We start from the raw sequence: 23,085 nt of genomic DNA, 5'->3' as shown, positions 1-23,085 counted from the left end.
GCCCGACTCGCTCACGCCGCGGCCTCCTGCACTCCGACCAGGAGGCGGAACAGCACCGCCATCCGCATATGGACTCCATTCGTCACCTGTTGCAATACGGCGGCGCGCGGCGAATCGGCCACCGACGACGCGATCTCCATACCGCGCAGCATCGGGCCGGGGTGCAGCACCACCGCCTGTTCGTCGAGCAGCGCCAGCCGGCGCTCCGAGAGGCCGTAGCGGATCGCGTACTCGCGGGCCGACGGGAAGAATCCGCCGTTCATCCGCTCCGCCTGGACCCGCAGCATGAGGACGGCGTCAGCGCCGGGCAGTTCGGAATCCAGGTCCGTCGAGACCCGCACCGGCCAGCCCTCGACGCCTACCGGCAGCAGCGTGCGCGGCGCGACGAGCACCACCTCCGCGCCGAGCGTGGACAGCAGGAACGCGTTGGACCGGGCCACCCGGCTGTGCAGGATATCGCCGACGATCACCACTCGTTTACCGGCGATATCGCCGAGCCGCTGACGCAGGGTCAGCGCGTCGAGCAGCGCCTGGGTGGGGTGCTGATGGGTGCCGTCACCGGCGTTGATCACCGCGGGGACCGAACTGCCCGACTGCCGCGACCAGTCCTCGAACCAGCGGGTGATCTGATGGGCCGCGCCGGAGGCGGGATGCCGCACGATGAGCGCGTCGGCACCCGCGGCGTGCAGGGTGAGCGCGGTATCGCGCAGCGACTCTCCCTTGGCCACCGAGGAGCTGCTCGCGCTCACATTGATCACATCTGCGCTCATCCATTTGCCCGCGACCTCGAAGGAGACCCGGGTGCGAGTGGAGTTCTCGAAGAACACCGTCATCACCGTGCGCCCACGCAGGGTGGGGAGTTTGCGCACTTCGCGGCCCAGCAGCGCCTGTTCGAACCGTTCGGCCTCGTCGAGCAGCTCGGTGGCGGTGTCGCGATCCAGATCGGTCACCGTCAGAAGATGTCTCACTGTCCCTCCCCCTGATGCAGGAAAACCCCGTCGCGGCCGTCGTGTTCGGACAGCAGCACCGAGACGTCCTCGGTGCGCGCGGTGGGCACGTTCTTGCCGACGAAATCGGCGCGGATCGGTAGTTCGCGGTGGCCGCGGTCCACCAGGACCGCCAGCTGGACGGCGCGCGGCCGGCCCAGATCCCGCAGCGCGTCCAGCGCGGAGCGCACCGTGCGTCCGGAGAAGAGCACATCGTCGACGAGTACGACCAGCGCGTCCTCGATCCCGCCTTCCGGCACCGAGGTGCGTTCCAGCGGCCGATGCGGCTTGGTGCGTAGATCGTCGCGGTAGAGCGTGATGTCGAGCGAACCGAGCGCGGGCCGGACTCCGGAGAATTCCTCGATCTTGTCGGTGAGCCGATGCGCGAGGGTGGTACCGCGGGTCGGAATACCGATGAGCACTACCCGGGGCGTGCCGGCATCGCCCGAATCCAGGGCGGTGCGTTCGATGATCTGGTGTGCGATCCGCGCGATGGTGCGGCCGACATCGGAGGCGGAGAGCAGTTCGCGCCCTGTCGCGACCCATTCCGGGGTATGCCGCTCGGGAGGTGACGTCGCCTCGGCAGCACCGCGTTCTTCGGGCACGGCCATACCGACCTCCTTCCCCGCCTCACTGGACGGTCCGTTAAAGGATGTCTTACGCCGAGCAGCCTATCAGCCGCCGAGCGGGGACTTTCACCAGGTGAGGACCTGCCTCCAAGTGTGAACGGGACCACGCCCGGCGGTGGTGCGCACGGGCGTCGGCCCGGCTCGACGATACCGGGGTCACCGTATTCATGATGACCCCTTTCGGCACCGCCGCCGAACAGGACCGCACGGTCGAACTGCCGGCCGGGTTGGCCGGCGAAAACCGGTGATCCTCATTCCTCCGTCTGCGCGAGGACGGCGGCGGCCAGCTCCTCGTGCACCTCCGGCGGCAGCGTATGCCCCAGACCCGCCATGATCAGCAGCTGTGCCCCGGGGATCTGTTCGGCGATGAGCGCGCCGTGGCCCGGTTTGGCCGGCTCGTGGCTGCCTTCCACGACCAACGTGGGCGCCTGCACTCGGTACAGCACGCCCACCGGCTCGAAGTCCGGCTGCGCCGCCGCGGCCAGCCGGTGGTTGGTTACGGCCGACAAATCGCGGGCGCGGTCGTGGATCCGCTCCTGCAGCCGGCGTGCCGCGTCCTCGTCGAACGGCAACCCGGTGCCGTGCAGCACGCGCTGCTCGGCGACCATGCCCTCGATCCGGTCGTGCCGGTTGTCCGGTGGGGCGGCGGCCAGCAGCGCGCGGTAGAACGCGACGAACTCCGGCGTCGGCTCCGGCAGGCTCCCCTCGGGCTGCGGCTCCCCCAGCAGCGACCGCATGAGGACCATGCCTTCGCCGCCGCCGAGCGGCGAGGAACCGATAACGGTCAGCGAGCGCACCCGCTCCGGCCGCTCGACGGCGATGAACTGGCCGAGCAGCCCACCCGCCGAGTGGCAGACCAGGTGCGCGCTCCGCAGGTCGTGCGCGTCCAGCACGCGATAGACGTCGTTCTTGATTTCGCTCCACGTGTACGGATGCGCCGCGAAATCGACGGTGCCCGACCGGCCGGTGTCGCGGTGGTCGTACCGGATGACCCGGCGACCCCCGGCGACGAGGCGGCCGACGAACTCGTCCGGCCACAGAATGCCCTGCGACATCGACCCCATGATCAACAGGATCGGCGTATCCGTCCCGGTGCCGAATTCTTCACTCCAGATATTCACATCGTGCATGGGGCGGGTGTCCTCTTCTGTAGACGCACCGGTCGCGCCGGTGTTGTTTCCTGCTGCGTTCCGTCCCGTCCGGACGGGACGGGCGGGCGGCCGACTCCGCCTCAGCGGGGGCCACGCCGGCCGGTCCGGGGCCCTGCATTGCGGGCAGCGGCCACCCGCGGCGGGACGGGACGAGCCACAAAGCGCTGCTGGTTGTTGCGAATGGGGTAGGTGCCGTGCTGCTTTCGCATATCTATTGCGCCTTTCGTGTACCGGTGCGTACCGGACCTTCGAGGGGACGGTGGTGACTACACACCCTTACTACCTCAGGTGTAGTACTCTACTCGAAGTGGTTTGAACCGTAGTACTACAGATGGAGTGGTGTCAAGTGGTCCGCACGAATCCCGAACGCCGCCAGGCGCTGCTGGACGCATCGATCGAGGTCTTGGCCCGAGACGGGGCCCGGGGTCTGACCTTCCGCGCCGTGGACAAAGCGGCGGCGGTACCCGCCGGAACCGCCTCCAACTACTTCAGCAACCGCGACGATCTCCTCGTCCAGGTGGGCCACCGGTACTACGAGCGCTTGACCCCCGACGAATCGGCCATGGCCGCCCTGCACGGACCACGCACCCGCGAGACCGTCACAGCGCTCATGACCGAGGTCGTCGGCCGCGTCACCCGCTTCCGCACCGGCTATCTCGCACTCCTGGAACTCCGATTGGAAGCCACCCGGCGACCCGAACTACAGGCCCTGCTCACCGAGCGGGTGCGCGCCGATCTGGACTTCAATATCCGCAACCACCTGGACTTCGGGATGCCCGGCGACGAGAACACCGTCGTGTTGCTGTTCCTCGCCCTGAACTGGCTGATCCTCGAACGACTCACCCTGCCCGGCGTCTTCACCGAGGAACAGGCCCGCGAACTGGTACAGATGGCCGTGGAGCGCGCGATCCCCGCCGCCGATTCCTGATGTTCGCCCGCCGGTTTCTCGGTTCCGTCCGGCCGGGACCACCGCATGCGGGCGCGCGCCACGGAACGCCGGATCGCGTGAACGGCTCGCACAGCAGCGGGCCGCGCCGAGCTCGAAAGCTCTGCGCGGCCTGGATTCGCGTGCTATCGCGCGCACTACCGGAGCAGGTCGGCTCGCAAAGGCGCATGGACCCTTGCGCTCATTCCGCCGGAAGAGCCGAATCGGCCCGCCCGCCGTCGAATACTTCGCCGACGAGCCGCCGCGTCGCCTCCTGGAACGCCGCGGAGAGCGACAGCGCGGCATCGTCCACATAGTTCAGCGTGGCGGTCAGCGTCGCGGCGCCATCGGGCGTGCTGTACATCAGCGCCGCATGTCCCCCGGCGCCGCCGTTGTGCATGATCACGGTGCCGCCGCCGGCTATGTCCTGGACGAACACGCCCAAGCCGTAGCCCATCCCGGGGATACCCGTCGAGCGCGGGGTGCGCATCTCGGCCAGCAGCTCGTCCGGCAGGAGCTCGCCGCTGTTCAGCGCCGAAATGAAGACGTGCAGGTCCCGGCTGGTCGAGATCATGTCACCGCCGCTGGAGATCCAGGAGGGATTGTGTTCGGTGACGTCGATCGTCAGTTCCTCGCCGTCGTCCTCGTAGCGGTAGTAGGCGTGGGCGTGCGGCTCGGGGATCCCGGTCTGCGTGGTCGGCGCTACGGTACCCGTCAGTCCCAGCGGTCCCAGGATCAGGCGCTGCATCTCCTGGGCGACCGGGCGTCCGGTGACCTTCTCGACCAGCAACCGCGCCACCACGTAATTGGTGTTGGAATAGCTCCAGTCCGTCCCCGGCGCGAATCGCGCCGGTTTCGACAGCGCCAGCCGGACCAGTTCCTCCGGCTCGTAGCTGTGGAACCGGTTGTCCACCCACGCCTTACCCGAGATGGTGCAGGGGATCCCCGCCACGACCGTCCCGTCGCCGTAGTACTCCCCGGTGAAGTTGAACAGGCCACTGGTGTGCTGCAACAGCATCCGCACCGTGATCCGCGCGTCGAACCCGAACTCCGGCAGATACTCCACCACCGGGACGTCCAGCCCGATCCTGCCCTCGCCCACCAACCGCAACACCAGCGTCGCGGTGAACGTCTTGGTATTACTGCCGATCCGGACATGCCCGTCGATCGGCGGCGGCACCGAACCACCCAGCTCGGCCACTCCCGCACTGCCGGCCCACGCGCCCCGCTCGTCGTGCACCCGCACCGTGATCCCGGTGAGACCGGACACGACGATCTCCTCGAGCGCTCTCCGCAACTCCGGACGATCCCGTTCACCGGCCGCCGGCTCGGTCCGGCCGTCCACGGAGCCCGGCCCGGCGAGGGCGGCGGTGATCTTGCGGGCCATCTCGACCGTCGCCGGGCCGGGCTCACCCCGGCGGGGCCGGGCGGCGGCGCCGACAGCGAGGCCGACCGTGCCGCGGAAGTTCTCGGCCTCGGCCGGATTCTTGTTCTCCAGCAGGTTCACCGCGGCACGCAGAGCCGAGAACACTTGGTCGGCGAGTTCGGCGACGGTCTTTCCGGTGAGTTCCACGTCCGCGGACCTCGCGGCGAGCACATGGCCGACCACCCCGGTCGCGGAAGCCAGTACGAGGGACCCGTTCGCCACGGCCGAGTGGGCCGCGCCGGTGGCGGCCATCAACGTCACGGCGCCGTAGGCGGCGGTCCGCAGGGTGGCTTGTTCCCGATCGGTCAGGGTGACCGACATGGTGGCGTACTCCTTCGAAGATGCTGCGGCGGAATCCGATCGACCGGACACCGCGTCCGTCCGAGATGTGCTGTGTGCTGTGCTGCTCATGGGAGTACTGTCGCCGGATCCGCTGACACCGTCCTGATGCCGGCCTGACACAGCCGCTGATACGGGCGTCGGCGCTGTTCAGCGGGAAACCAGCCGGAGCAGTCATCGTTGCTCTGCGAGCCCCCACCCGCGGTGCTGCGGGAGCGCCGGCCCCGGCGATCGGCGAGCCGAGGCCCATTGCCGACCCATTGGAACATACGTTCGAATACCGGGGTACCCTGACGGCATGGCACTGCAGGGCTCACTCTTCGACGGCTTCGGAGCGCCGGAACTCGCCCCGCTGACCGACGTCGGGCGCACCCCGCTCACTCACGGCGCCTGGGTCGATCTGCGCCCCGGCTGGCTGCGCGGCGCCGACGACCTGTTCGAACAACTGGCCGCGACGGTGCCGTGGCAGGCCGAGCGGCGGCAGATGTACGACCGGGTCGTCGAGGTACCGCGACTGCTCTGCTTCTACGGCGAATCCGACCCGTTACCGGACCCCGTCCTGGAGGAGTCCCGCGAAGCCCTCACCACCTACTACGGACCCGAACTCGGCGAACCGTTTCGCACCGCGGGGTTCTGCTACTACCGCGACGGCCGCGACAGCGTGGCCTGGCACGGCGACACCATCGGACGCGGCGCCGCGCACGACACCATGGTCGCCATCCTCACCTTGGGAGCGCCGCGGCCCCTGCTGCTGCGACCCCGCGCCGGCGGGCCGAGCCTGCGCTTCCACCCGGGTCACGGCGATCTGTTCGTCATGGGCGGCTCCTGCCAGCGCACCTGGGAGCACGCGGTACCCAAGACCCGGCGGGTGACCGGGCCGCGGATCAGCATCCAGTTCCGGCCGCGCAACGTGCGCTGAATCTCGATGCGCTAGGACGCGCGCAGTATCGCGCGCACCTGCTGATCGACCGCCGCCAGCAACCGATCGGTTGATCCCGCGCGGACCATGTCCGGCACGGTTTGGCCCGCCAGACCGTCCAGCAGCAGCCGCCCGACCGTCTCCGCGTCCAGATCCGGGCGTGCTTCGCTCAGCAGAGCGGTGATGTGGGCACGCCAGAACCGGTGGAACTCCTCGGTGCGCGGATGCGGCGAGACCCCTCGATAGACCTCCATGAGCGCCAGGTTGTCGATCACCAGCCGGGCCATGGCGTCGAAAAAGGCGAGCAGCCGGTCACCGGCCGGCGCACCGGGCCCCAGCGGCGGGGGGCCGCCGGTCACGGCGGACATCAGGGTGACCGCGCTTTCGGCGACCAGCTCGTGCAGCAATCCGGCACGGTTGCCGAAACGATGAAAGATCGTCCCCTTGCCCACGCCGGCGGCCGCCGCGACCCGGTCCATGGTGACCGCCTCCGGGCCGCGCTCGGCGAGTAGCGCCGCGGTCGCGTCCAGGATGGCACGCCGGTTGCGGGCGGCGTCCGCGCGTTCCTTCGGAATTGTCGCACCACCTTCGTTGACAACTTGACCGACGGTCCATATCTTGAAGAAGTTATCTGGACCGTCAGTCAAATTATGGAGTTTCAATGCAGGCAATCGTAATGACGAATACCGGCGGGCCCGAGGTGCTGGTGCCCCGGGAAGCCCCGGAGCCGGTCCCCGGCCCGGGCGAAGTAGTGATCAGAACCGAGGCGATTCCCGTTCTGTACCCCGAAACCCAGCTGCGTTCCGGCGCGTTTCCGATGGCCTCACCACCACCGGTCGTCTTCGGCTTCCAGGCGGCCGGCGAAGTGATCGCCGTGGGCGAGGGCGTCGGATCCGAGCACCTCGGACAACGAGTGGTGGCCGATACGGACGGTACGGGGTCGTATGCCGAGTTGGTCCGCGCGCGAGCGGAAGCCACGACTCCGATTCCCGCGGGCGTCACGGCCGCCGACGCGGCGGCGGTGATGATGAGCGGTTCGGTGGCGCTGGCGCTGCTGGAAGCCGCGGCGCTGACCGGCTCCGAAACCGTGCTGATCGAGGCCGGCGCCACCGGCGTGGGGGTTCACCTGGTCCAATTGGCCCGCGAGTTCGGCGCGGCCCGGGTGATCGCGACCGCCGGCGGTCCGGACAAGGTCCGGCGCGCGCGGGAATCGGGCGCCGACGAGGTGATCGACCACCGCCACGCGCACTGGCCCGAGGAACTGCGCGGGGAACCGGGCCGCACGATCGATATCGTGTTCGACTCACTCGGCGGCACCTCGGCGGCCACGCTGCTCGGCACCATGACACCCGGCTCCGGGCGGATGCTCAGCTACGGCTGGCTCTCCGGGGAACCCGCCCGCATCTCGGCGGCCGACCTCATCCCGCACGGGCTGACACTCACCGGATGCTCCGGCCCCGCCTGGCACCGCCGAGTGGGCCGCGCCCGTGCCGCGATACTCGAGCGCGTACCGGCCCTGGCGGCACCGGTGGAAACGATCCTGCCGCTCGACCGCGCCGCCGCGGCCCACGAAATGCTGGAATCCCGGGCGCCGCTCGGCAAGATCATCCTGCGGCCGGGCCCGGCGGCGCGCTGATCAGCGCGTCAGGACGAAGAAGTACGGTTCGGCCAGACCGCGCATATCCATGACACCGAGCAGCCTGTCGTCGCCGAGCCGGCGGAAATGGTCGATGATCGGCAGATGGTCATAGACCATGGCGGCGCTGACCACGCCGCGGTACTCGATATCGCGTAACCTGGCCGTCGCTTTGCGGGTGCGCAGCAGCGGGCCGAGGGTGCGCAGGTTCTTGCGGACCGGGCGCAGCCAGTGCGCTGGAATCCGGCCCGCCAGCGAAAGTGGGACCCGCCGCGGATCCACCGCGAACACGGTGCCGCGCTCATCGGTGAACAGCAGCGGATGCACCTCATCGGGCGCATCGAACTGTTTTCCGTACCACCCGGATTCGGACAGGGTGCCGTCCATCGGGTGACCGGTGGGCAATTCCGAACCGCGCCAGCGGCCGGTGATCACCTCGTCCACCCGCGCGGCCGGCAACCGGTCGAAGATCTCCCAGGCCTCCGCGGCGGTGCAGCCGCCCTCGGGCAGGGTGATACCCGCGTTCTCGGTCATAGTCCGCACTCCTCGACATCATGGGACGTTGCGATGAACAGCCTATCGCCCTCTCATCGAGTCGCGCGGCGGACCGGGCCGGAGAGATCCGGTATGGGTTCAGCCGGTGATCTCCCACTCGTGGATCGTGATCGCCGACGAGCCGGTGGTGTGCAGCGGATCGGTGTACACCACTGCCTCGGCGGCCGCGAGCGAATCCGCGAGCACGAGGTACGCGCCGCCGCGGCCGTCGGTGAACGGACCACTTTCCTGCAGCATGCCCTTCGCACGGAGCTCGGCGAGGAACCGGCGGTGCGGTTCGGCCACCGCCGGATCGTAGGCCGGAGTACGGAGGGCCAGCACCAGGTACTTGCGCATCTCAGTCCTCCGATTCCGAATCGCCGGCACGCCCGGCGGCCGCGGCGGCCGCGCGGATCTGCGGAGCCACCAGCACCACCTGGCCGAGCACCCCGTTCACGAATCCCGGGGAATCATCGGTGGACAGTTCCTTGGCCAGTTCCACCGCCTCGTCCACCGCGACGATCGGCGGCACATCGGGCGCGTAGAGCAGTTCCCATACCGCCACCCGCAGAATGGCGCGATCCACCGCGGGCAACCGGGGCAGCGTCCAATCCTGCAGATACGACGCGATGGTCCCGTCCACCCGGTCGAGTTCCTCGGCGATACCGTCCACCAGGGTGCGGGTATAGGCGTGCACCGGCGCCACCCCCTGATCGCGGGCCGCGAGCTCGATCCGCTCGTCGGCCAGATCGGCGGGATCGACATCGCGGGCCTCGGCCTCGAAGAGCAGGTCCACCGCCCGGCGGCGCGCCTTGTGGCGGGCGCCGAGCTTCTTGTATGCGGATTTCTTGTCCGCGGGCTGATCGGGCACGTCAGGAGTTGACGCGGCCCAGGTAGCTGCCGTCGCGGGTATCGATGCGGAGTTTGTCGCCGGTGTTGATGAACAGCGGGACCTGGACCTCGGCGCCGGTCTCCACGGTGGCGGGCTTGGTGCCGCCGGTGGAGCGATCGCCCTGCAGACCGATATCGGTGTGGGTGACCTCGAGCTCGGCGGTGACCGGCAGCTCCACGTACAACGGCGCACCCTCGTGCGTGGCGACCTGCACGGTCATGTTCTCCAGCAGGAACCGGGCCTGCTCGCCGATGGTGCTCTCCCCGATGGCGATCTGGTCGAAGGTCTCGCCGTCCATGAAGACGTAATCGGAGCCGTCGTGGTAGAGGTAGGTCATATCGCGGCGGTCGACCGTGGCGGTCTCCACCTTCACGCCCGCGTTGAAGGTTTTGTCGACGAGCTTGCCCGACAGCACGTTCTTCAGCTTCGTCCGCACGAACGCGGGACCCTTACCCGGCTTCACGTGCTGGAACTCGACGATCTGCTGGAGATTACCGTCGATCTTCAGCACGAGGCCGTTTTTGAAGTCGCTGGTGTCCGCCACTGTCTTCGGGTCTCCTCGGTTCTCGGGCGACCGTCGTCATCCGACGACGATCAAATCTTTGCTGGTGTTGGTGAGCAGCTCCGGGCCCCCTTCGCGCACCACGAGCGTGTCCTCGATCCGGACGCCGCCGCGGCCGGGAAAGTACACCCCTGGTTCGACGGTCACCGCCACGCCAGACTGGAGTGTACCCGTGCCCGTTTTGGCGATTCCGGGCGCTTCGTGGATGCGCAACCCCACCCCGTGCCCCAGACCGTGCACGAACAGCGGCCCGTGACCGGCGGCGGCGATGACCGCACGGGCGGCCGCGTCCACATCAGCACACGGCACACCGGGCCGCAGCGCCTCACGGCCGGCCCGCTGCGCGGCATACACCAGGTCGTAGACCTCGCGCTGCCAGGACGCGGGTTCGCCGAGTACGAAGGTCCGGGTCATATCCGAGTGGTAGCCGTCCACCACGGCGCCGAAATCGATCTTCACGAAATCACCGACGGCCAGTACCGCCTCGGTGGGCCGGTGATGCGGAACGGCGGAATTCGCCCCGGCCGCGACGATGGTCTCGAAGGCGATCCCGGCCGCCCCGCGCTCGAACATCGCCCATTCCAGATCCCGGGCGACCTGACGCTCGGTGCGTCCCGGCCGCAGCGCCCCGGTGTCCAGCAGTGCCGCCAGGGCCCCGTCACCGACGGCGCAGGCGGTGCGCAGCAGGTCGATCTCGTACTCGTCCTTGACCATGCGCAGCTGCTCGACCAGGCCAGGTGTCGCCACCAACTCCAGGCCCGAGCCGAGCTCGAGCAGCGCTCGGTGCTGATCGACGGTGACGATATGGCTCTCGTAACCCAGTCGGCCGAACTGCCACTCCCCCGCCAGTTCCACCACCCGGCGCGACACCGCCCGGGCGATCTCGGCGCGTAGATCGGGTACCTGCTCGGCGACCTGGGTGTCGTAGCGGCCGTCGGTCGCGATCACGGTGCGGTCCTCCGCGCCCGGGGTGTCCCACGAGTGCACCAGCAGCGCGGCGTTCGACCCGGTGAATCCGGTGAGATAGCGGATGTTCACCAGATCGGTGACCAGGAGGCCGTCGATCTCGTTCTGGACCAGCAGGTTGCGCAGGGCACCGCGCCGGGCAGCGTAATCGGGCCGGACCCGAGGGCCCCGACCGGCATCAGCAGACATGGCATAAAAGTACCGCCGACCCGGCCTCGGCACACGGGCCGACCGGGCGACAGACACCTCGGAAATGAGGATCACTCGCTGTTCACATATCGGCCCGGCGGCCCGACTTGTCCACAGATCGCGTTCGCCGCCACCGGTACGGCCCGCCGACGGCGATCGTGGACGACATGACGACCTTCGGTTTCCTCGCCTTGACCGTCTGGTGCGCGGCGCTGAGCATCAGCGATATCCGCTCCCGGCGCCTACCGAACCTGCTCACGGTGCCCGGAGCCGTGATCGTGCTCGGCTATGCGGCGCTGACCGGGCGCTTTCCCGCCGCCGCCTGGGGCGCGGCATTGCTCGCGACCCCATATCTGCTGATCCACCTGACGCGCCCGGCCGCACTCGGCGCCGGTGACGTGAAACTGGCCGTGGGACTGGGCGCGGCCGCCGGGCTCGGGGGTGGTCCCGTCTGGGTCTGGTCGGCCGTCGCGGCACCGGTGTGTACCGCGATCGCCGGAGTCGGCGCACTGCTCGGTTCTCGGGTGGGCCGGCGGATATACGGCGGCCGACACCGCGGCCCCGGCCCGCGGGCGCCCGCGCCGGAAGGCCCCGGACCCACGATCCCGCACGGTCCGTCGATGTGTGCGGCGACACTTCTCGGACTCACCCTGTGGTGACCCCGCGGCAATCCCGGACCCCACGCACGTCCCGGGGGCGATGAGCACGGCCGACCGCATCCCCCGTCCGTCGCGCCGACATGGGAAGATGGTCGGCGTGCTGCGCTGGATAACCGCTGGAGAATCCCATGGACCCGCTCTCGTCGCCATCCTGGAAGGGATGGTCGCCGGTGTCGAGGTGACCTCGGAGGAGATCTCCGCACAGCTGGCGCGCCGACGGCTGGGCTACGGTCGCGGCGCCCGGATGAAGTTCGAGGCCGACAAGGTCACCGTGATCGGCGGGGTCCGCCACGGCCGCACCATGGGCGGGCCGGTCGCCATCGAGATCGCCAATTCCGAATGGCCCAAATGGACCACCGTCATGTCCGCCGATCCTGTCGCCGAGGCCGAACTGGCCGAACTGGCCCGCAACGCTCCGCTCACCCGCCCCCGCCCCGGCCATGCCGACTACTCGGGCATGCTCAAATACGGTTTCGACGATGCCCGCCCGGTGCTGGAACGCGCCAGCGCCCGCGAGACGGCGGCCCGGGTCGCGGCCGGGACGGTGGCGCGCGCCTTCCTGCGCCAGGCCCTCGGGGTGGAAGTCGTCTCCCATGTGGTCTCCATCGGTACGGCCGCGAACACCACCGGGGTGGTCCCCACCGGCGCCGATCTGGCAGCGATCGACGAGAGCCCGGTGCGCGCGTTCGACGCCGGCGCCGAGGCGGCCATGATCGCCGAGATCGAGGCGGCGAAGAAGGACGGCGACACGCTGGGCGGAGTGGTCGAGGTGGTCGTCACCGGGCTCCCGATCGGACTCGGCTCCTTCACCAGCGGCGAGAACCGGCTGGACTCGCGGCTCGCGGCGGCGCTCATGGGTATCCAGGCCATCAAGGGCGTCGAGGTCGGCGACGGTTTCGAGACGGCGCGGCGCCGGGGCAGCCAGGCCCACGACGAGATGCGCCCCGGCAGTGACGGCGTGCTGCGGTCCACCAACCGGGCCGGCGGTCTCGAGGGCGGGATGACCAACGGGGAGGCCCTGCGCGTCCGCGCGGCCATGAAGCCCATCTCCACGGTGCCGCGCGCGCTGGCCACGGTGGATATGTCCACCGGCGAAGAGGCCGTGGCGATCCACCAGCGTTCCGATGTCTGTGCCGTTCCGGCGGCCGGCGTGGTCGCCGAATCGATGGTCGCGCTGGTGGTGGCCCAGGCCGCGCTGGAGAAGTTCGGTGGCGATTCGCTCGCCGAGACGGTGGGCAACCTCGACGGCTATGTGAAGCGGATCAGCGGGCGCCCCCATCTGAACCCGGGCGATACCGTCGCCGACCCGGCCTAATGACCGAGGACACCGGTCCGCACGGCCCACTGGTAGTGCTGATCGGACCGCCTGGGGCGGGCAAGACCACTATCGGCCGCAAACTCGCCCGGGAGCTCGGCGTCGAGCTCTACGACACCGACGCCGGGATCGAGGAGGTGACCGGCCGCACCATTCCGGAGATCTTCGCCGAGGACGGGGAAACCGAATTTCGCCGGATCGAGGAAGAGGTGGTCGGCGACGCGCTCGCCACCCGCAGCGGTGTCGTCTCCCTCGGTGGCGGCGCGGTGCTCTCGGAACGTACTCGCCTTCTGCTCCGCGACCGGACCGTGGTGTATCTGGAGATCAGCATCGCCGAGGGGCTGCGCCGCACGGGAGCCGGTACCCACCGGCCGCTGCTGGGTGGCGCCGACCCGGGGACGAAATACCGGGAACTCATGCGGACCCGGCGGCCGCTCTACCGGGAGGTGACCTCGGTCCGGGTGCGCACCGACGGCCGCAGTCCCGGCCGTGTGGTCCGCTCGATTCTGGGGAAACTCGCACTGGAATCGGTCCGGGTGACCGCCGACACCCTCGACACGGATCTGCCCGAAGGCTCGGGTACCCAGCGCACCAGCAGGTCCCGGGCCCGCCGGCGGGCCCGGGCGCGGGCGCGGCGGACCGCGGCACAACCCGCGGCGGCCTCCGGCGAACCCGGTTCCGCGGCCGCTTCCGGAGGCGATGCCGCGGCCTCGGGCACCACGGGGAGCGACACCGGAACAGCACCCGCCGCCGAGCCCGCGCAGGCCGCCGACAACGGCCTGCGCACCCCGGGCCGGTCCCGGCGGGCGCGCGCCAGACGGGCCCGGGCCCGGCGGCAGCAACGAGAACAGGCCGAACAGACACAGACAGGATCGGAGCAGCACACGTGACAGAACCGACGCGTATCGAGGTCCGCACCGCACAGCCCTATCCGGTGATCATCGGCCGCGGTCTGCTCGGGGACCTCGTCGAGGTGGTCACCGGCGCGGGCGGTGTACGGACCATCGCCCTGTTCCATCAGCCGTCGCTGGTCGAGACCGCCGAGGTGGTACGCACCACGCTGGCCGAGGCCGGCCTGGACGCCCACCGCATCGAGATCCCGGACGCCGAGGCGGGCAAGGAACTCGCCGTGGCCGGTTTCTGCTGGGAGGTACTGGGCCGGATCGGTCTCACCCGCAACGATGTAGTGGTGAGCCTCGGCGGCGGCGCGGCCACCGATCTCGCCGGATTCGTCGCCGCGACCTGGATGCGCGGAGTGAAGGTCGTGCACGTACCCACCACGCTGCTGGCCATGGTGGACGCCGCGGTGGGCGGTAAGACCGGTATCAACACCGAAGCGGGGAAGAACCTTGTCGGCTGTTTCCACGAGCCGTCCGCCGTGCTGGTCGACCTGGTGACCCTGGAAACCGTGCCGCGCAATGAGATCGTGGCGGGGATGGCGGAGATCATCAAGGCCGGGTTCATCGCCGACCCGGTGATCCTCGATCTGGTCGAACGCGACCCGCAGGCCGCGCTGGACCCGACCGGCGAGGTATTGCCGGAGCTCATTCGCCGGGCAGTGGCAGTGAAGGCCGAGGTGGTCGCGGCCGATCTCAAGGAGTCCGCGCTGCGCGAGATCCTCAATTACGGTCATACGCTGGGCCATGCGATCGAACGCCGGGAGCGCTACCGCTGGCGGCACGGCGCGGCGGTGTCGGTGGGCCTGGTCTTCGCCGCGGAACTGGGCCGGCTGGCCGGCCGGCTCGACGACACCACCGCCGACCGGCACCGCAGCATCCTGGAGAGCGTCGGACTGCCCACCACCTACGATCCCGATGCCCTGCCGCAGCTGCTGGAGAGTATGCAGACCGACAAGAAGACCCGATCCGGCGTGCTGCGGTTCGTGGTGCTCGACGGACTGGCCAAACCCGGCCGGCTGGAAGGCCCCGACCCCGCCCTGCTCGCCGCGGCGTATTCGGCGGTCGCCGGCTCCGGGTCCACCGGAGGCAGCGCGATCCTGCTGTGAGGCCGGCCGACCGGCCGTGCGACCAGGCGCGGGCCGCGATCGGTACGATCGCGGCCCGCGTGCCCGGTACTCGCATTCTTTCCGAAGGCTCACCCCGGCCCACGGACATTCCGCCTGTCCGAGCCCGTCCTGCCCGCCGTAGTCGGACCGGCGACAACATTCCGGCCCGATAGGGCTCGTCGGACCGTCAGGCGGGCGAACCGAGCGCGGGGGTGACACCACCCGCCGACCGCTCGTTGTCGCGGCTGCCCCGCCGCCGTCCGACGGCCACCCCGACGAGTCCGGGCACGAAGACCAGCAGGACGATGAACGACGAGGCGGCGGTGGCCTCGAACAGCAGGCCGCCGTCGCCGAGGTCGACCATCGGCAGGAGATCGAGCAGCCAGGACACCAGCCCGCTGCCCACGCCGGCGACCACCGCGGTCTGCAGCCACCGGATCGTCAGATCCGCGCCGTGCTCGGGGTTCGGGTGCTCGTGGCGGTCGGCCCGGCCGTCGCGCACGCCCCAGGCCACTGCGGCACCGATCAGCACCACCAGGCACAGCAGCCGCAACCACACCCCGTAGGTCGGGATGTAGCCCATCGCGAACCCGAGGAGCACCCGCAGGACGACGGCCAGCCCACCGAGCACCAGTGCCCGCAACAACCACGCAGTCATGCCGATCACCATAACTCCCCCGCGCACCGGACTAGAACCCGTTACAGATATTCGCCGGGATCCGATGCGTTACCGGCGACATCAGCCGAGGTCGGCGAGCGCGGCGGCCATCGCCTCCCGGGGGGCGGGGCGGCCGGTGAACTGCTCGACCTGACCGTATGCCTGTTCGAGCAGCATCTGCAGACCGCCGATCACCGTGTGCCCGGCGGCGGCGACCGCTTCGGCCAGCGGGGTGGGCCATGGGGCGTACAGCGCGTCGAGCACCACGGGAGCCGCGGCCACCGACCCGGCGACCGCCGCGGCCGCCGCGGCCGGCACGGTGCTCACCACGGCGCCCGCGCGGCCGCAGACACCGGCCAGCTCCGGCGCGTCGAATCCGATCACCCGGACGGCCGCACCGAGCCGCTCGGCGAGTTCGCGCGCGCCCGCCGCGCGGCCGGCATCGCGGGCGACGATGGTGATGGTCGTGGCCCCGATTTCGGTCAGCGCCAGCAGCGCGGGGCGGGCGGTGCCCCCGGCCCCCAGCACCACCGCCTCGGACAGCTCCCGCACCCCGCCGCCCCGCAGTGCGCCCAGCACCCCGTCGACATCGGTGCAGTCGGCACGCCAGCCGGTCGCCGTTCGCACCAGGGTGTTGGCCGAACCGACCAGTACCGCGCGTTCGGTGCGTACCTGCGCGTACGCGAGGGCCGCTTCCTTGCCCGGCATGGTCACCGACAATCCGGCCCATTCCGGGCCGAGCCCGTCCACCAGACCGGGCAACCGGTCGGCGGTGCATTCGATCCGCTCGTAGGTCCAGTCCAGGCCTAGCGCGCGGTAGGCCGCCAGATGCAGCTGCGGAGATTTCGAATGGGTGATGGGGCTGCCGAGCACAGCGGCGCGACGCGGGCCCGCCGGTTCAGCGCCCACTGTCGAGGATCCCGCTCTCCAACGCCAATTCGATGTTCCGCAGATGTTCGGAATAGCTCTCGGTGAACAGCGTGGTCCCCTCTTTGTCGACCGTCACGAAGTACAGCCACGTCCCGGTCTCGGGTTCCTCCATGGCCTCCAGCGCCGCGATCGAGGGCGAGGAGATCGGGGTCGCGGGCAGCCCGGGCATGGCGTAGGTATTCCACGGGGTGGTCTGCCCGCGGTCGGTGTCGGTGGTCGCCACCTCGGTCTTGTCGAGTGCGTAGTTGACGGTGGAATCGAACTGCAGTGGCTGGTCGATCTCCAGGCGGTTCACGATCACCCGGGCCACCTTGCTCATATCCTGCGGCAGCGCTTCGCGTTCCACGAGGGAGGCGCCGATCAGGGTTTCGTACGGGCTGAGCCCGTTGACCCGGCCGGATTCCAGCAGTCCGGTGGATTCATAGTTGCGGGCGCTCTCGGTCACCAGCTGCCGCAGGATGTCCAGCGCGGAACCGCTCGGATCGAAATCCCAGCTGCCGGCGGCGATCAGGCCCTCGAGCTGGCGGGCCCGGTCGGGCACCGTGCGGACCGACTCCACCGCCCATTCCGGGACGCCGAGCGCGGCCAGATCGGTGGTGGCGCCGGCCTGGGCCAGTTGGTCGTAGGTGACACAGCGGCGTTCGGGTTCGGCACCCACACAGCTGGCGGCGGCGATCTTGGTGTAGATGCCCTCCTTGCGCGCGCCGGTGCTCACATCGTGCTGATCGTGCAGCTGCCGGCCTTCGGAGACGACGACATTGCCGACCCGCGATCCGGGCGCGACGAGCGCCGCGACCGCGTCCGCGGCCGGACTGTGCACCGGGATCGCGTAGTAGCCGGGCTGGAGCGAATTCATCCCCTCGTTCTGCACGGCGGCCTCGTAGAAGGCGGCGGAACTGGCGACGATTCCCGCTTCGGCCATCGTCGAAGCGACCTCGGTGGCGGTATCGCCGGGTTTCACCTGGACCACCACGGGCGCACCGGCCGGACCGGCGAAATCCTCGGCCGGGGTGTAGCGATTGACCAGCTTGTACACCCCCGCCCCGACGACCAGCACCAGCAGGACCCCGGCGGCCACCCAGATCAGCCGGCGGCGGCCGCCCTCGTGTTTACGGGCGGCTTTCCGCGCCGCCGCGCGTCCCCCACGAGCGGGCGCGGTCCGCGCACCGGCGCGGCGTCGCGGCCGCGGCTCGGGTTCGGGCTCGTCGTCGAAATCGTCGTCGTATTCGTCGTCGTCGACATAGCGGGGAATGACGGCGGTGTCGTCGTCCTCGTAGGGGTCCCAGCCCTCCGCAGGCTCGTCGTCCCAATCCGGCTCGTCGGCCACCGGCGTGGCGGAGGCCCCGCGGGACCGCTCCCATGCCTTGTCGTCGCGGCGATATTTTCGCTCGGCCTCACGCTGCCGGAATTGCGCTTCCGCCCGCGCCCATCGATCCGTCATTCATCGTCTCCGGACAACGCGATACGTGCCGCGTCCTCGGCCGACCTCATCACAGAACTCCGTTCGTCCAACCAGCTCTGCAGGATCGACACAGCAGCAGCCTGGTCGATCACCTGCCGCTGTCCGCGCGCTCGAACACCACTGTCCCGCAGAGCGCGTGCAGCAGACACCGTAGTCAAACGTTCGTCGGAAAGCCGGATCGGCACTTCGGGCAGCGAGTCGCGCAATCTTCCGGCGAACTCCGTTGCCATGCGCGCCGAGGTCCCCTTCTCGCCGCGCAGCGTGCGCGGCAACCCGACGATGATCTCCACCGCCTCGTACTCGTCCGCGATCGCCGCGATCCGCGCGATATCGGCGCCCGCCCCGGGCGCGGACCCGCCGGTGCGGTCGGCCCGCGGCCGCCCGGCGCGCCGGGAGCCGGTAGCGCGGGGGACGGTCTCCACCGGGGTCGCGAGGATACCGTCGGGATCACTCGCCGCGACCCCGATCCGCACACTGCCCACATCGATGCCCAGTCGCCTGCCCCGGCCCGGATCCGTGGCAGGATCGGGCCGGTCGACGGGCGGGTCGTCCAGCGAGCCCACCGTCATCAGCCGGCGTGCGCGCCGATGTGATCGCGTACCGCCGCCAGACCCGCGTCGATACCGGACGGGTCCGAGCCCGCGCCCTGCGCCATCTCCGGCTTGCCGCCGCCGCGGCCGGAGATCCGCGGCCCGAAGACGGCCACCAGATCACCGGCGGCGAAGCCCAGCGCCTGGGCGGCCTTGTTCACGGTCGCCACAAACGGCACCTTGCCTGCGTTATTTCCGAGCAACACCACGACGGCGGGGGTGGAACCCAGCCGGCCACGGATATCGGTGGCCAGGGTACGCAGATCACCCGCCGATACTCCGGCCGGTGCGGCGGCCGCGACCAGCAGCACGTCCCCGAGCCGTTCGGCGGCATCGGCATAGGAACCCGCCGACGACAGCACAGCCGCGATCTTGGTCCGCTCGAGTTCCTTCTCGGCGACGCGGAGCCGGTCCACCAGCTGCTCGACCCGCCCCGGCACCTCGTCCGAGGGCACCTTCAGCATCGAGGCGACCCCGGCCAGCAACGCGCGTTCCTTGGCCAGATATTGATAGGAGTCCAAACCGACGAAGGCCTCCACCCGGCGCACGCCCGAGCCCACCGACGACTCGCCGAGCAGGGTGATCGGGCCGATCTGCGAGGAGTGACCCACATGGGTGCCGCCGCAGAGCTCCATGGAGAACGGCCCGCCGATCTCGACCACGCGAACCCGGTCGCCGTAGTTCTCCCCGAACAGCGCCAGCGCGCCCATTTCCTTGGCCTTGGGCAGATCGGTGACAAAGGTGTTCACCGGGAAGTCCGCGCCGACGCCGTCGTTGGACACCGCCTCGATATCGGCCTTCTGCTGCTCGCTGAGCTGACCCTGCCAGTTGAAGTCGAACCGCAGGTAGCCCGGTTTGTTGAGCGAACCGGCCTGGACCGCGTTCGGCCCCAGCACCTGGCGTAGTGCCGCGTGCACCATATGGGTGCCGGAATGTCCCTGGGTGGCGCCGCGTCGCCAGCCCGGATCGACCTGGGCCAGCACCACATCACCCTCGGTGATCTGTCCCTGTTCGACGGTGCACCGATGCACCCAGAGCCTCTTCGCGATCTTCTGCACATCGTTGACGACGAGTTTCGTCCCCGCCGCGGTGATCGTGCCGCGGTCGGCGATCTGACCACCGGATTCCGCGTAGAGCGGGCTACGGTCCAGGATCACCTCGATATCGGTGCCCGCCGGCGCGGTCGGCACCCGGACTCCCTCGGAGATCAGGGCCAGTACGTGGGCCTCGGAGGTCAGCTCGTCGAAACCGGTGAATTCCGTATCACCGCGGTCGACCAGGTCCTTGTACACCGACAGATCGGCGTGCGCGTGCTTGCGGGCGTGCGCGTCCTCCTTCGCCCGCCGCCGCTGTTCGGCCATGAGCGTGCGGAACCCGTCCTCGTCCACCGAGAGGCCCGCTTCCGCGGCCATCTCCAGGGTCAGGTCGATCGGGAAACCATAGGTGTCGTGCAGGGTGAAGGCGTCCGCGCCGGAGATGGCCCCGGTGCCACCGCGCGAGGTCGCCGCCTTGACCTGCTCCGCTGTTTCGTCGAACAGCTTCGAACCCGTGCTCAGCGTCTTGCGGAACGCCGTCTCCTCGCCGACCGCGACGGTTTCGATCCGCGGGTAGTCGGTGGACAGTTCGGGATACGAGGGCGCCATGAGCTCGCTCACGACCCGCATGAACTCGCTCATCACCGGCTGTTCGGCGCCGAGCAGCCGGGCCGAGCGCACGATCCGGCGCAGCAACCGGCGCAGCACGTAGCCGCGGCCGTCGTTGCCGGGGTTGACGCCGTCGGCGATCAGCATGGCCGAGGTGCGCGCGTGGTCGGCGATCACCCGGAACCGGACGTCGTCGGCGTGTTCGACACCGTAGGAGCGGCCGGTCAGTTCCTCGGCCTTGTCGATGATGGGCCGCAGCAGATCGGTTTCGTAGACGTTGTCGACACCCTGCAGCAGCAGCGCGATGCGCTCGACGCCCATACCGGTATCAATGTTCTTCTTCGGCAGCACGCCCACCGGCGGAAAGCCCAGCTTCGGGCTGTTCTCACCGCGGATGTCCTGCATGAAAACCAGGTTCCAGATCTCCAGGTACCGGTCCTCATCGACGACGGGGCCGCCGTCGCGGCCGTACTCGGGCCCGCGGTCGTAGTAGATCTCCGAGCAGGGCCCGCCGGGACCGGGCACGCCCATATCCCAGTAGTTGTCCTTACCGTCGCGGAACTGGATCCGCTCCTCGGGGATACCGGCCACCCGGCGCCAGATCTCGGCGGCCTCGGGGTCGTCCTGGTACGCGGTGACCCAGATCCGCTCGGGGTCGAATCCGTACCCGCCGTCCTCCTGCGAGTTGGTGATCAGCTCCCAGGCGAAGCGGATGGCGCCTTCTTTGAAGTAGTCGCCGAACGAGAAATTACCCGCCATCTGGAAGAACGTATTGTGCCGAGTGGTGACGCCGACTTCCTCGATATCACCGGTGCGCACACATTTCTGCACGCTGGTCGCGCGCGGGAACGGCGGCGTCTGCTGACCGAGGAAATACGGCTTGAACTGCACCATGCCCGCGTTCACGAACAGCAGGTTCGGATCGTCGAGAATCAGCGATGCGCTGGACACCTCTGTATGCCCGGCACTAACGAAATGGTCCAGGAACCGCCGTCTGATCTCGTGGGTCTGCACGAATATCCAGCCTACCGGTGCCGCGCACCCGAATTATCACCGAGCCGGGTTTCCGGGGCGCAGACCGCGCACGATCCGGCGCAGCGTGCTGACCCGGGGCCCGACCGCCCGCTCGTGACCGTGGTCGGTGGGGTGGTAATAGTCCACTCCCACGAGTTCGTCCGGCGGGTACTGCTGAGCGAGGACCCCGTCCGGGTCGTCGTGCGGGTAGCGGTAGCCCTGGGCGGCGCCGAGCCGCTCCGCGCCCGCGTAGTGCCCGTCCCGCAGATGTGGGGGGACCGCACCCGCCTTCCCGGCGGCCACATCGGCCATGGCCGCGCCGATGGCCGCGACCACCGCGCCCGATTTCGGCGCGGTCGCCAGATGGATGGTGGTCTGCGCCAGCGCCAGCCGGGCCTCCGGTAAGCCGACCAGCTGCACCACCTGGGCCGCCGCGGTCGCCGTCTGCAGCGCGGTCGGGTCGGCCATACCGATGTCCTCGCTGGCGTGGATCATCAGGCGGCGGGCGATGAAGCGCGGATCCTCTCCCGCGGTCAGCATGCGGGCCAGATAGTGCAGCGCCGCGTCCACGTCGGAGCCGCGGATCGATTTGATGAACGCGCTGATCACGTCGTAGTGCTGGTCACCGGCCCGGTCGTACCGGACGGCCGCCTTGTCGATACTGGCGGCCACCAGGTCGAGATCCACCGTCCCGTCCAGTGAGGATTCCGCCGAGGCCTCCAGCGCGGTGAGGGCCCGCCGGGCATCGCCGCCGGCGATCCGCACGATGTGGTCGAGGGCCTCGCCGGTCACCGTGTACTGCCCGTCCAGACCGCGCGGATCGGCCATGGCCCGGGTGAGCACGGCCCGGATATCGTCGGAGCCGAGCGAGTGCAGCTGCAGCACCAGCGACCGCGACAGCAGCGGCGCCACCACCGAGAACGACGGATTCTCCGTGGTCGCGCCCACCAGCAGCACGATGCGGTTCTCCACCGCGGCCAGCAGCGCGTCCTGCTGGGTTTTGGAGAAGCGGTGCACCTCGTCGATGAACAGCACGGTCTGTTCGCCCGCGGTGAGCCGCCGACGTGAGATATCGATGACCGCCCGCACCTCTTTGACGCCGGCGGACAGGGCCGACAGGGCCTCGAACCGGCGCCCGGTGGCATACGAGATCAGCGACGCGAGCGTCGTCTTCCCGGTACCGGGCGGCCCGTACAGCAGCACCGACGCCGCACCCGACCCCTCCACCAGCCGCCGCAGCGGCGACCCGGGACCCAGCAGATGCTGCTGCCCGACGACCTCGTCGAGCGAGGCGGGCCGCATCCGCACGGCGAGCGGAGCGCGCGCCCCACCATCCCGTGCGGCCTCGCCCGCGAAGGCGATATCCGGTGCGCTCGCCCCCGCACCGGGCATATCGAACAGACCCTCACTCATGCCTGCGACCGTACCGCCCACCGCCGACACCGAGTCCGGGTGCAGCCCGAGGAGCCCGCACCGGCCGCCTGCTCGTCATGCGAGGGTGGGCTTGCTCGTGAAGGTGGGATGTGGACCCGCTCGTGAAGGTCTGTGTTTTTTGGCGGCGCCTGCGGCGCCGCGGGGTTGAGGCCCCCTTGGTCTCGCCGTTTCGGCCTCGGGACTCGAGCCTTCGGCTCATGCGCTTTCGAGGCCGAAACGGC

General features: G+C 69.7%; 22 protein-coding genes and 1 pseudogene. 7 read left to right on the top strand and 16 right to left on the bottom strand.

What is annotated here, in order from left to right:
• Nucleotides 1–11: 11 nt before the first annotated feature.
• From AB0H42_RS21705 to AB0H42_RS21695, 3 genes are all read right to left on the bottom strand, one after another.
• The gene (locus AB0H42_RS21705; RefSeq protein WP_357058394.1) at nt 12–968 is read right to left on the bottom strand and encodes an aspartate carbamoyltransferase catalytic subunit; all 957 of its coding nucleotides are present in this window, start codon (nt 966–968) and stop codon (nt 12–14) included.
• Nucleotides 965–1,597: a bifunctional pyr operon transcriptional regulator/uracil phosphoribosyltransferase PyrR gene (pyrR, locus tag AB0H42_RS21700; protein ID WP_357058393.1), complete on the bottom strand. Its 633-nt coding sequence runs from the start codon at nt 1,595–1,597 to the stop codon at nt 965–967. The genes AB0H42_RS21705 and pyrR overlap by 4 nt, the downstream gene beginning before the upstream one ends.
• Nucleotides 1,598–1,866: 269 nt before the next feature.
• Entirely contained in the window at nt 1,867–2,745 is an 879-nt protein-coding gene (locus AB0H42_RS21695; RefSeq protein WP_357058390.1) for an alpha/beta fold hydrolase, read from the bottom strand.
• A gap of 367 nt (nt 2,746–3,112) precedes the next feature.
• Here AB0H42_RS21695 and AB0H42_RS21690 point away from each other — a divergent pair, with 367 nt between their 5' ends.
• Entirely contained in the window at nt 3,113–3,694 is a 582-nt protein-coding gene (locus tag AB0H42_RS21690; RefSeq protein WP_357058388.1) for a TetR family transcriptional regulator, read from the top strand.
• A 199-nt stretch (nt 3,695–3,893) separates the two neighbouring features.
• Here AB0H42_RS21690 and AB0H42_RS21685 read toward each other — a convergent pair whose 3' ends face one another.
• Nucleotides 3,894–5,438, bottom strand: a complete 1,545-nt coding sequence (locus AB0H42_RS21685; protein ID WP_357058386.1) for a serine hydrolase domain-containing protein — start codon at nt 5,436–5,438, stop codon at nt 3,894–3,896.
• Nucleotides 5,439–5,754: 316 nt separating this feature from the next.
• Between AB0H42_RS21685 and AB0H42_RS21680 the strand changes: the two genes are divergently transcribed.
• Nucleotides 5,755–6,375 carry an alpha-ketoglutarate-dependent dioxygenase AlkB gene (locus tag AB0H42_RS21680; RefSeq protein WP_357058384.1) on the top strand — a complete coding sequence of 207 codons (621 nt, stop codon included), beginning with the start codon at nt 5,755–5,757 and terminating at the stop codon, nt 6,373–6,375.
• Between the two features lie 11 nt (nt 6,376–6,386).
• Here AB0H42_RS21680 and AB0H42_RS21675 read toward each other — a convergent pair whose 3' ends face one another.
• Complete coding sequence (locus AB0H42_RS21675) at nt 6,387–6,950, bottom strand: helix-turn-helix domain-containing protein (protein ID WP_357058531.1); 564 nt, start codon at nt 6,948–6,950, stop codon at nt 6,387–6,389.
• 86 nt (nt 6,951–7,036) lie between these two features.
• Between AB0H42_RS21675 and AB0H42_RS21670 the strand changes: the two genes are divergently transcribed.
• Nucleotides 7,037–8,011, top strand: coding sequence for a zinc-binding dehydrogenase (locus AB0H42_RS21670; protein WP_357058382.1), 975 nt, complete (start codon nt 7,037–7,039; stop codon nt 8,009–8,011).
• Here the strand turns inward: AB0H42_RS21670 and AB0H42_RS21665 are convergent, their stop codons facing one another.
• The 5 genes from AB0H42_RS21665 to AB0H42_RS21645 all read right to left on the bottom strand — a co-directional run bounded on the left by AB0H42_RS21665 (nt 8,012) and on the right by AB0H42_RS21645 (nt 11,154).
• Complete coding sequence (locus AB0H42_RS21665; protein WP_357058380.1) at nt 8,012–8,545, bottom strand: DUF4334 domain-containing protein; 534 nt, start codon at nt 8,543–8,545, stop codon at nt 8,012–8,014.
• Nucleotides 8,546–8,644: 99 nt separating this feature from the next.
• A complete protein-coding gene (locus AB0H42_RS21660; RefSeq protein WP_357058378.1) occupies nt 8,645–8,902 on the bottom strand; it encodes a YciI family protein in 258 nt (85 codons plus the stop codon).
• Between the two features lies 1 nt (nt 8,903).
• Nucleotides 8,904–9,416 (bottom strand): transcription antitermination factor NusB, encoded by a 513-nt coding sequence (nusB, locus tag AB0H42_RS21655; protein ID WP_357058376.1) that lies wholly within the window; start codon nt 9,414–9,416, stop codon nt 8,904–8,906.
• 1 nt (nt 9,417) lies between these two features.
• Nucleotides 9,418–9,981 carry an elongation factor P gene (gene efp / locus AB0H42_RS21650; RefSeq protein WP_357058374.1) on the bottom strand — a complete coding sequence of 188 codons (564 nt, stop codon included), beginning with the start codon at nt 9,979–9,981 and terminating at the stop codon, nt 9,418–9,420.
• A 36-nt stretch (nt 9,982–10,017) separates the two neighbouring features.
• The gene (locus AB0H42_RS21645; protein ID WP_357058372.1) at nt 10,018–11,154 is read right to left on the bottom strand and encodes a Xaa-Pro peptidase family protein; all 1,137 of its coding nucleotides are present in this window, start codon (nt 11,152–11,154) and stop codon (nt 10,018–10,020) included.
• A gap of 167 nt (nt 11,155–11,321) precedes the next feature.
• Between AB0H42_RS21645 and AB0H42_RS21640 the strand changes: the two genes are divergently transcribed.
• The 4 genes and pseudogenes from AB0H42_RS21640 (at nt 11,322) to aroB (ending at nt 15,133) form a co-directional block, all read left to right on the top strand.
• Nucleotides 11,322–11,813, top strand: a complete 492-nt coding sequence (locus AB0H42_RS21640) for an A24 family peptidase (protein WP_357058370.1) — start codon at nt 11,322–11,324, stop codon at nt 11,811–11,813.
• A 97-nt stretch (nt 11,814–11,910) separates the two neighbouring features.
• Entirely contained in the window at nt 11,911–13,128 is a 1,218-nt protein-coding gene (gene aroC / locus AB0H42_RS21635; protein ID WP_357058368.1) for a chorismate synthase, read from the top strand.
• Nucleotides 13,128–13,655, top strand: a pseudogene (locus AB0H42_RS21630) (shikimate kinase); the annotation flags it as partial. The gene aroC and the pseudogene AB0H42_RS21630, both read left to right, overlap by 1 nt.
• 359 nt (nt 13,656–14,014) lie before the next feature.
• The gene (gene aroB, locus AB0H42_RS21625) at nt 14,015–15,133 is read left to right on the top strand and encodes a 3-dehydroquinate synthase (protein WP_357058366.1); all 1,119 of its coding nucleotides are present in this window, start codon (nt 14,015–14,017) and stop codon (nt 15,131–15,133) included.
• 187 nt (nt 15,134–15,320) lie between these two features.
• On the opposite strand, the gene AB0H42_RS21620 is transcribed toward aroB, so the two are convergent.
• From AB0H42_RS21620 to AB0H42_RS21595, 6 genes are all read right to left on the bottom strand, one after another.
• Nucleotides 15,321–15,791 carry a B-4DMT family transporter gene (locus tag AB0H42_RS21620; protein ID WP_357058365.1) on the bottom strand — a complete coding sequence of 157 codons (471 nt, stop codon included), beginning with the start codon at nt 15,789–15,791 and terminating at the stop codon, nt 15,321–15,323.
• A gap of 81 nt (nt 15,792–15,872) precedes the next feature.
• Nucleotides 15,873–16,700: a shikimate dehydrogenase gene (locus AB0H42_RS21615; protein WP_357058363.1), complete on the bottom strand. Its 828-nt coding sequence runs from the start codon at nt 16,698–16,700 to the stop codon at nt 15,873–15,875.
• Nucleotides 16,690–18,162 carry an endolytic transglycosylase MltG gene (locus tag AB0H42_RS21610; protein WP_357058361.1) on the bottom strand — a complete coding sequence of 491 codons (1,473 nt, stop codon included), beginning with the start codon at nt 18,160–18,162 and terminating at the stop codon, nt 16,690–16,692. Before AB0H42_RS21610 ends, AB0H42_RS21615 begins: the two co-directional genes overlap by 11 nt.
• On the bottom strand, nt 18,159–18,752 hold the full coding sequence (gene ruvX / locus AB0H42_RS21605; protein ID WP_357058359.1) for a Holliday junction resolvase RuvX: 594 nt from the start codon (nt 18,750–18,752) through the stop codon (nt 18,159–18,161). Before ruvX ends, AB0H42_RS21610 begins: the two co-directional genes overlap by 4 nt.
• Nucleotides 18,752–21,430 (bottom strand): alanine--tRNA ligase, encoded by a 2,679-nt coding sequence (gene alaS, locus AB0H42_RS21600; RefSeq protein WP_357058357.1) that lies wholly within the window; start codon nt 21,428–21,430, stop codon nt 18,752–18,754. The genes ruvX and alaS overlap by 1 nt, the downstream gene beginning before the upstream one ends.
• Before the next feature lie 36 nt (nt 21,431–21,466).
• The gene (locus tag AB0H42_RS21595; RefSeq protein WP_357058355.1) at nt 21,467–22,843 is read right to left on the bottom strand and encodes a replication-associated recombination protein A; all 1,377 of its coding nucleotides are present in this window, start codon (nt 22,841–22,843) and stop codon (nt 21,467–21,469) included.
• Nucleotides 22,844–23,085: the final 242 nt, after the last annotated feature.

It is taken from the genome of Nocardia sp. NPDC050799 (assembly GCF_040654015.1).
In the GTDB taxonomy this organism is placed as follows: domain Bacteria; phylum Actinomycetota; class Actinomycetes; order Mycobacteriales; family Mycobacteriaceae; genus Nocardia.
This window is presented reverse-complemented; position numbering and strand designations above follow the sequence as displayed.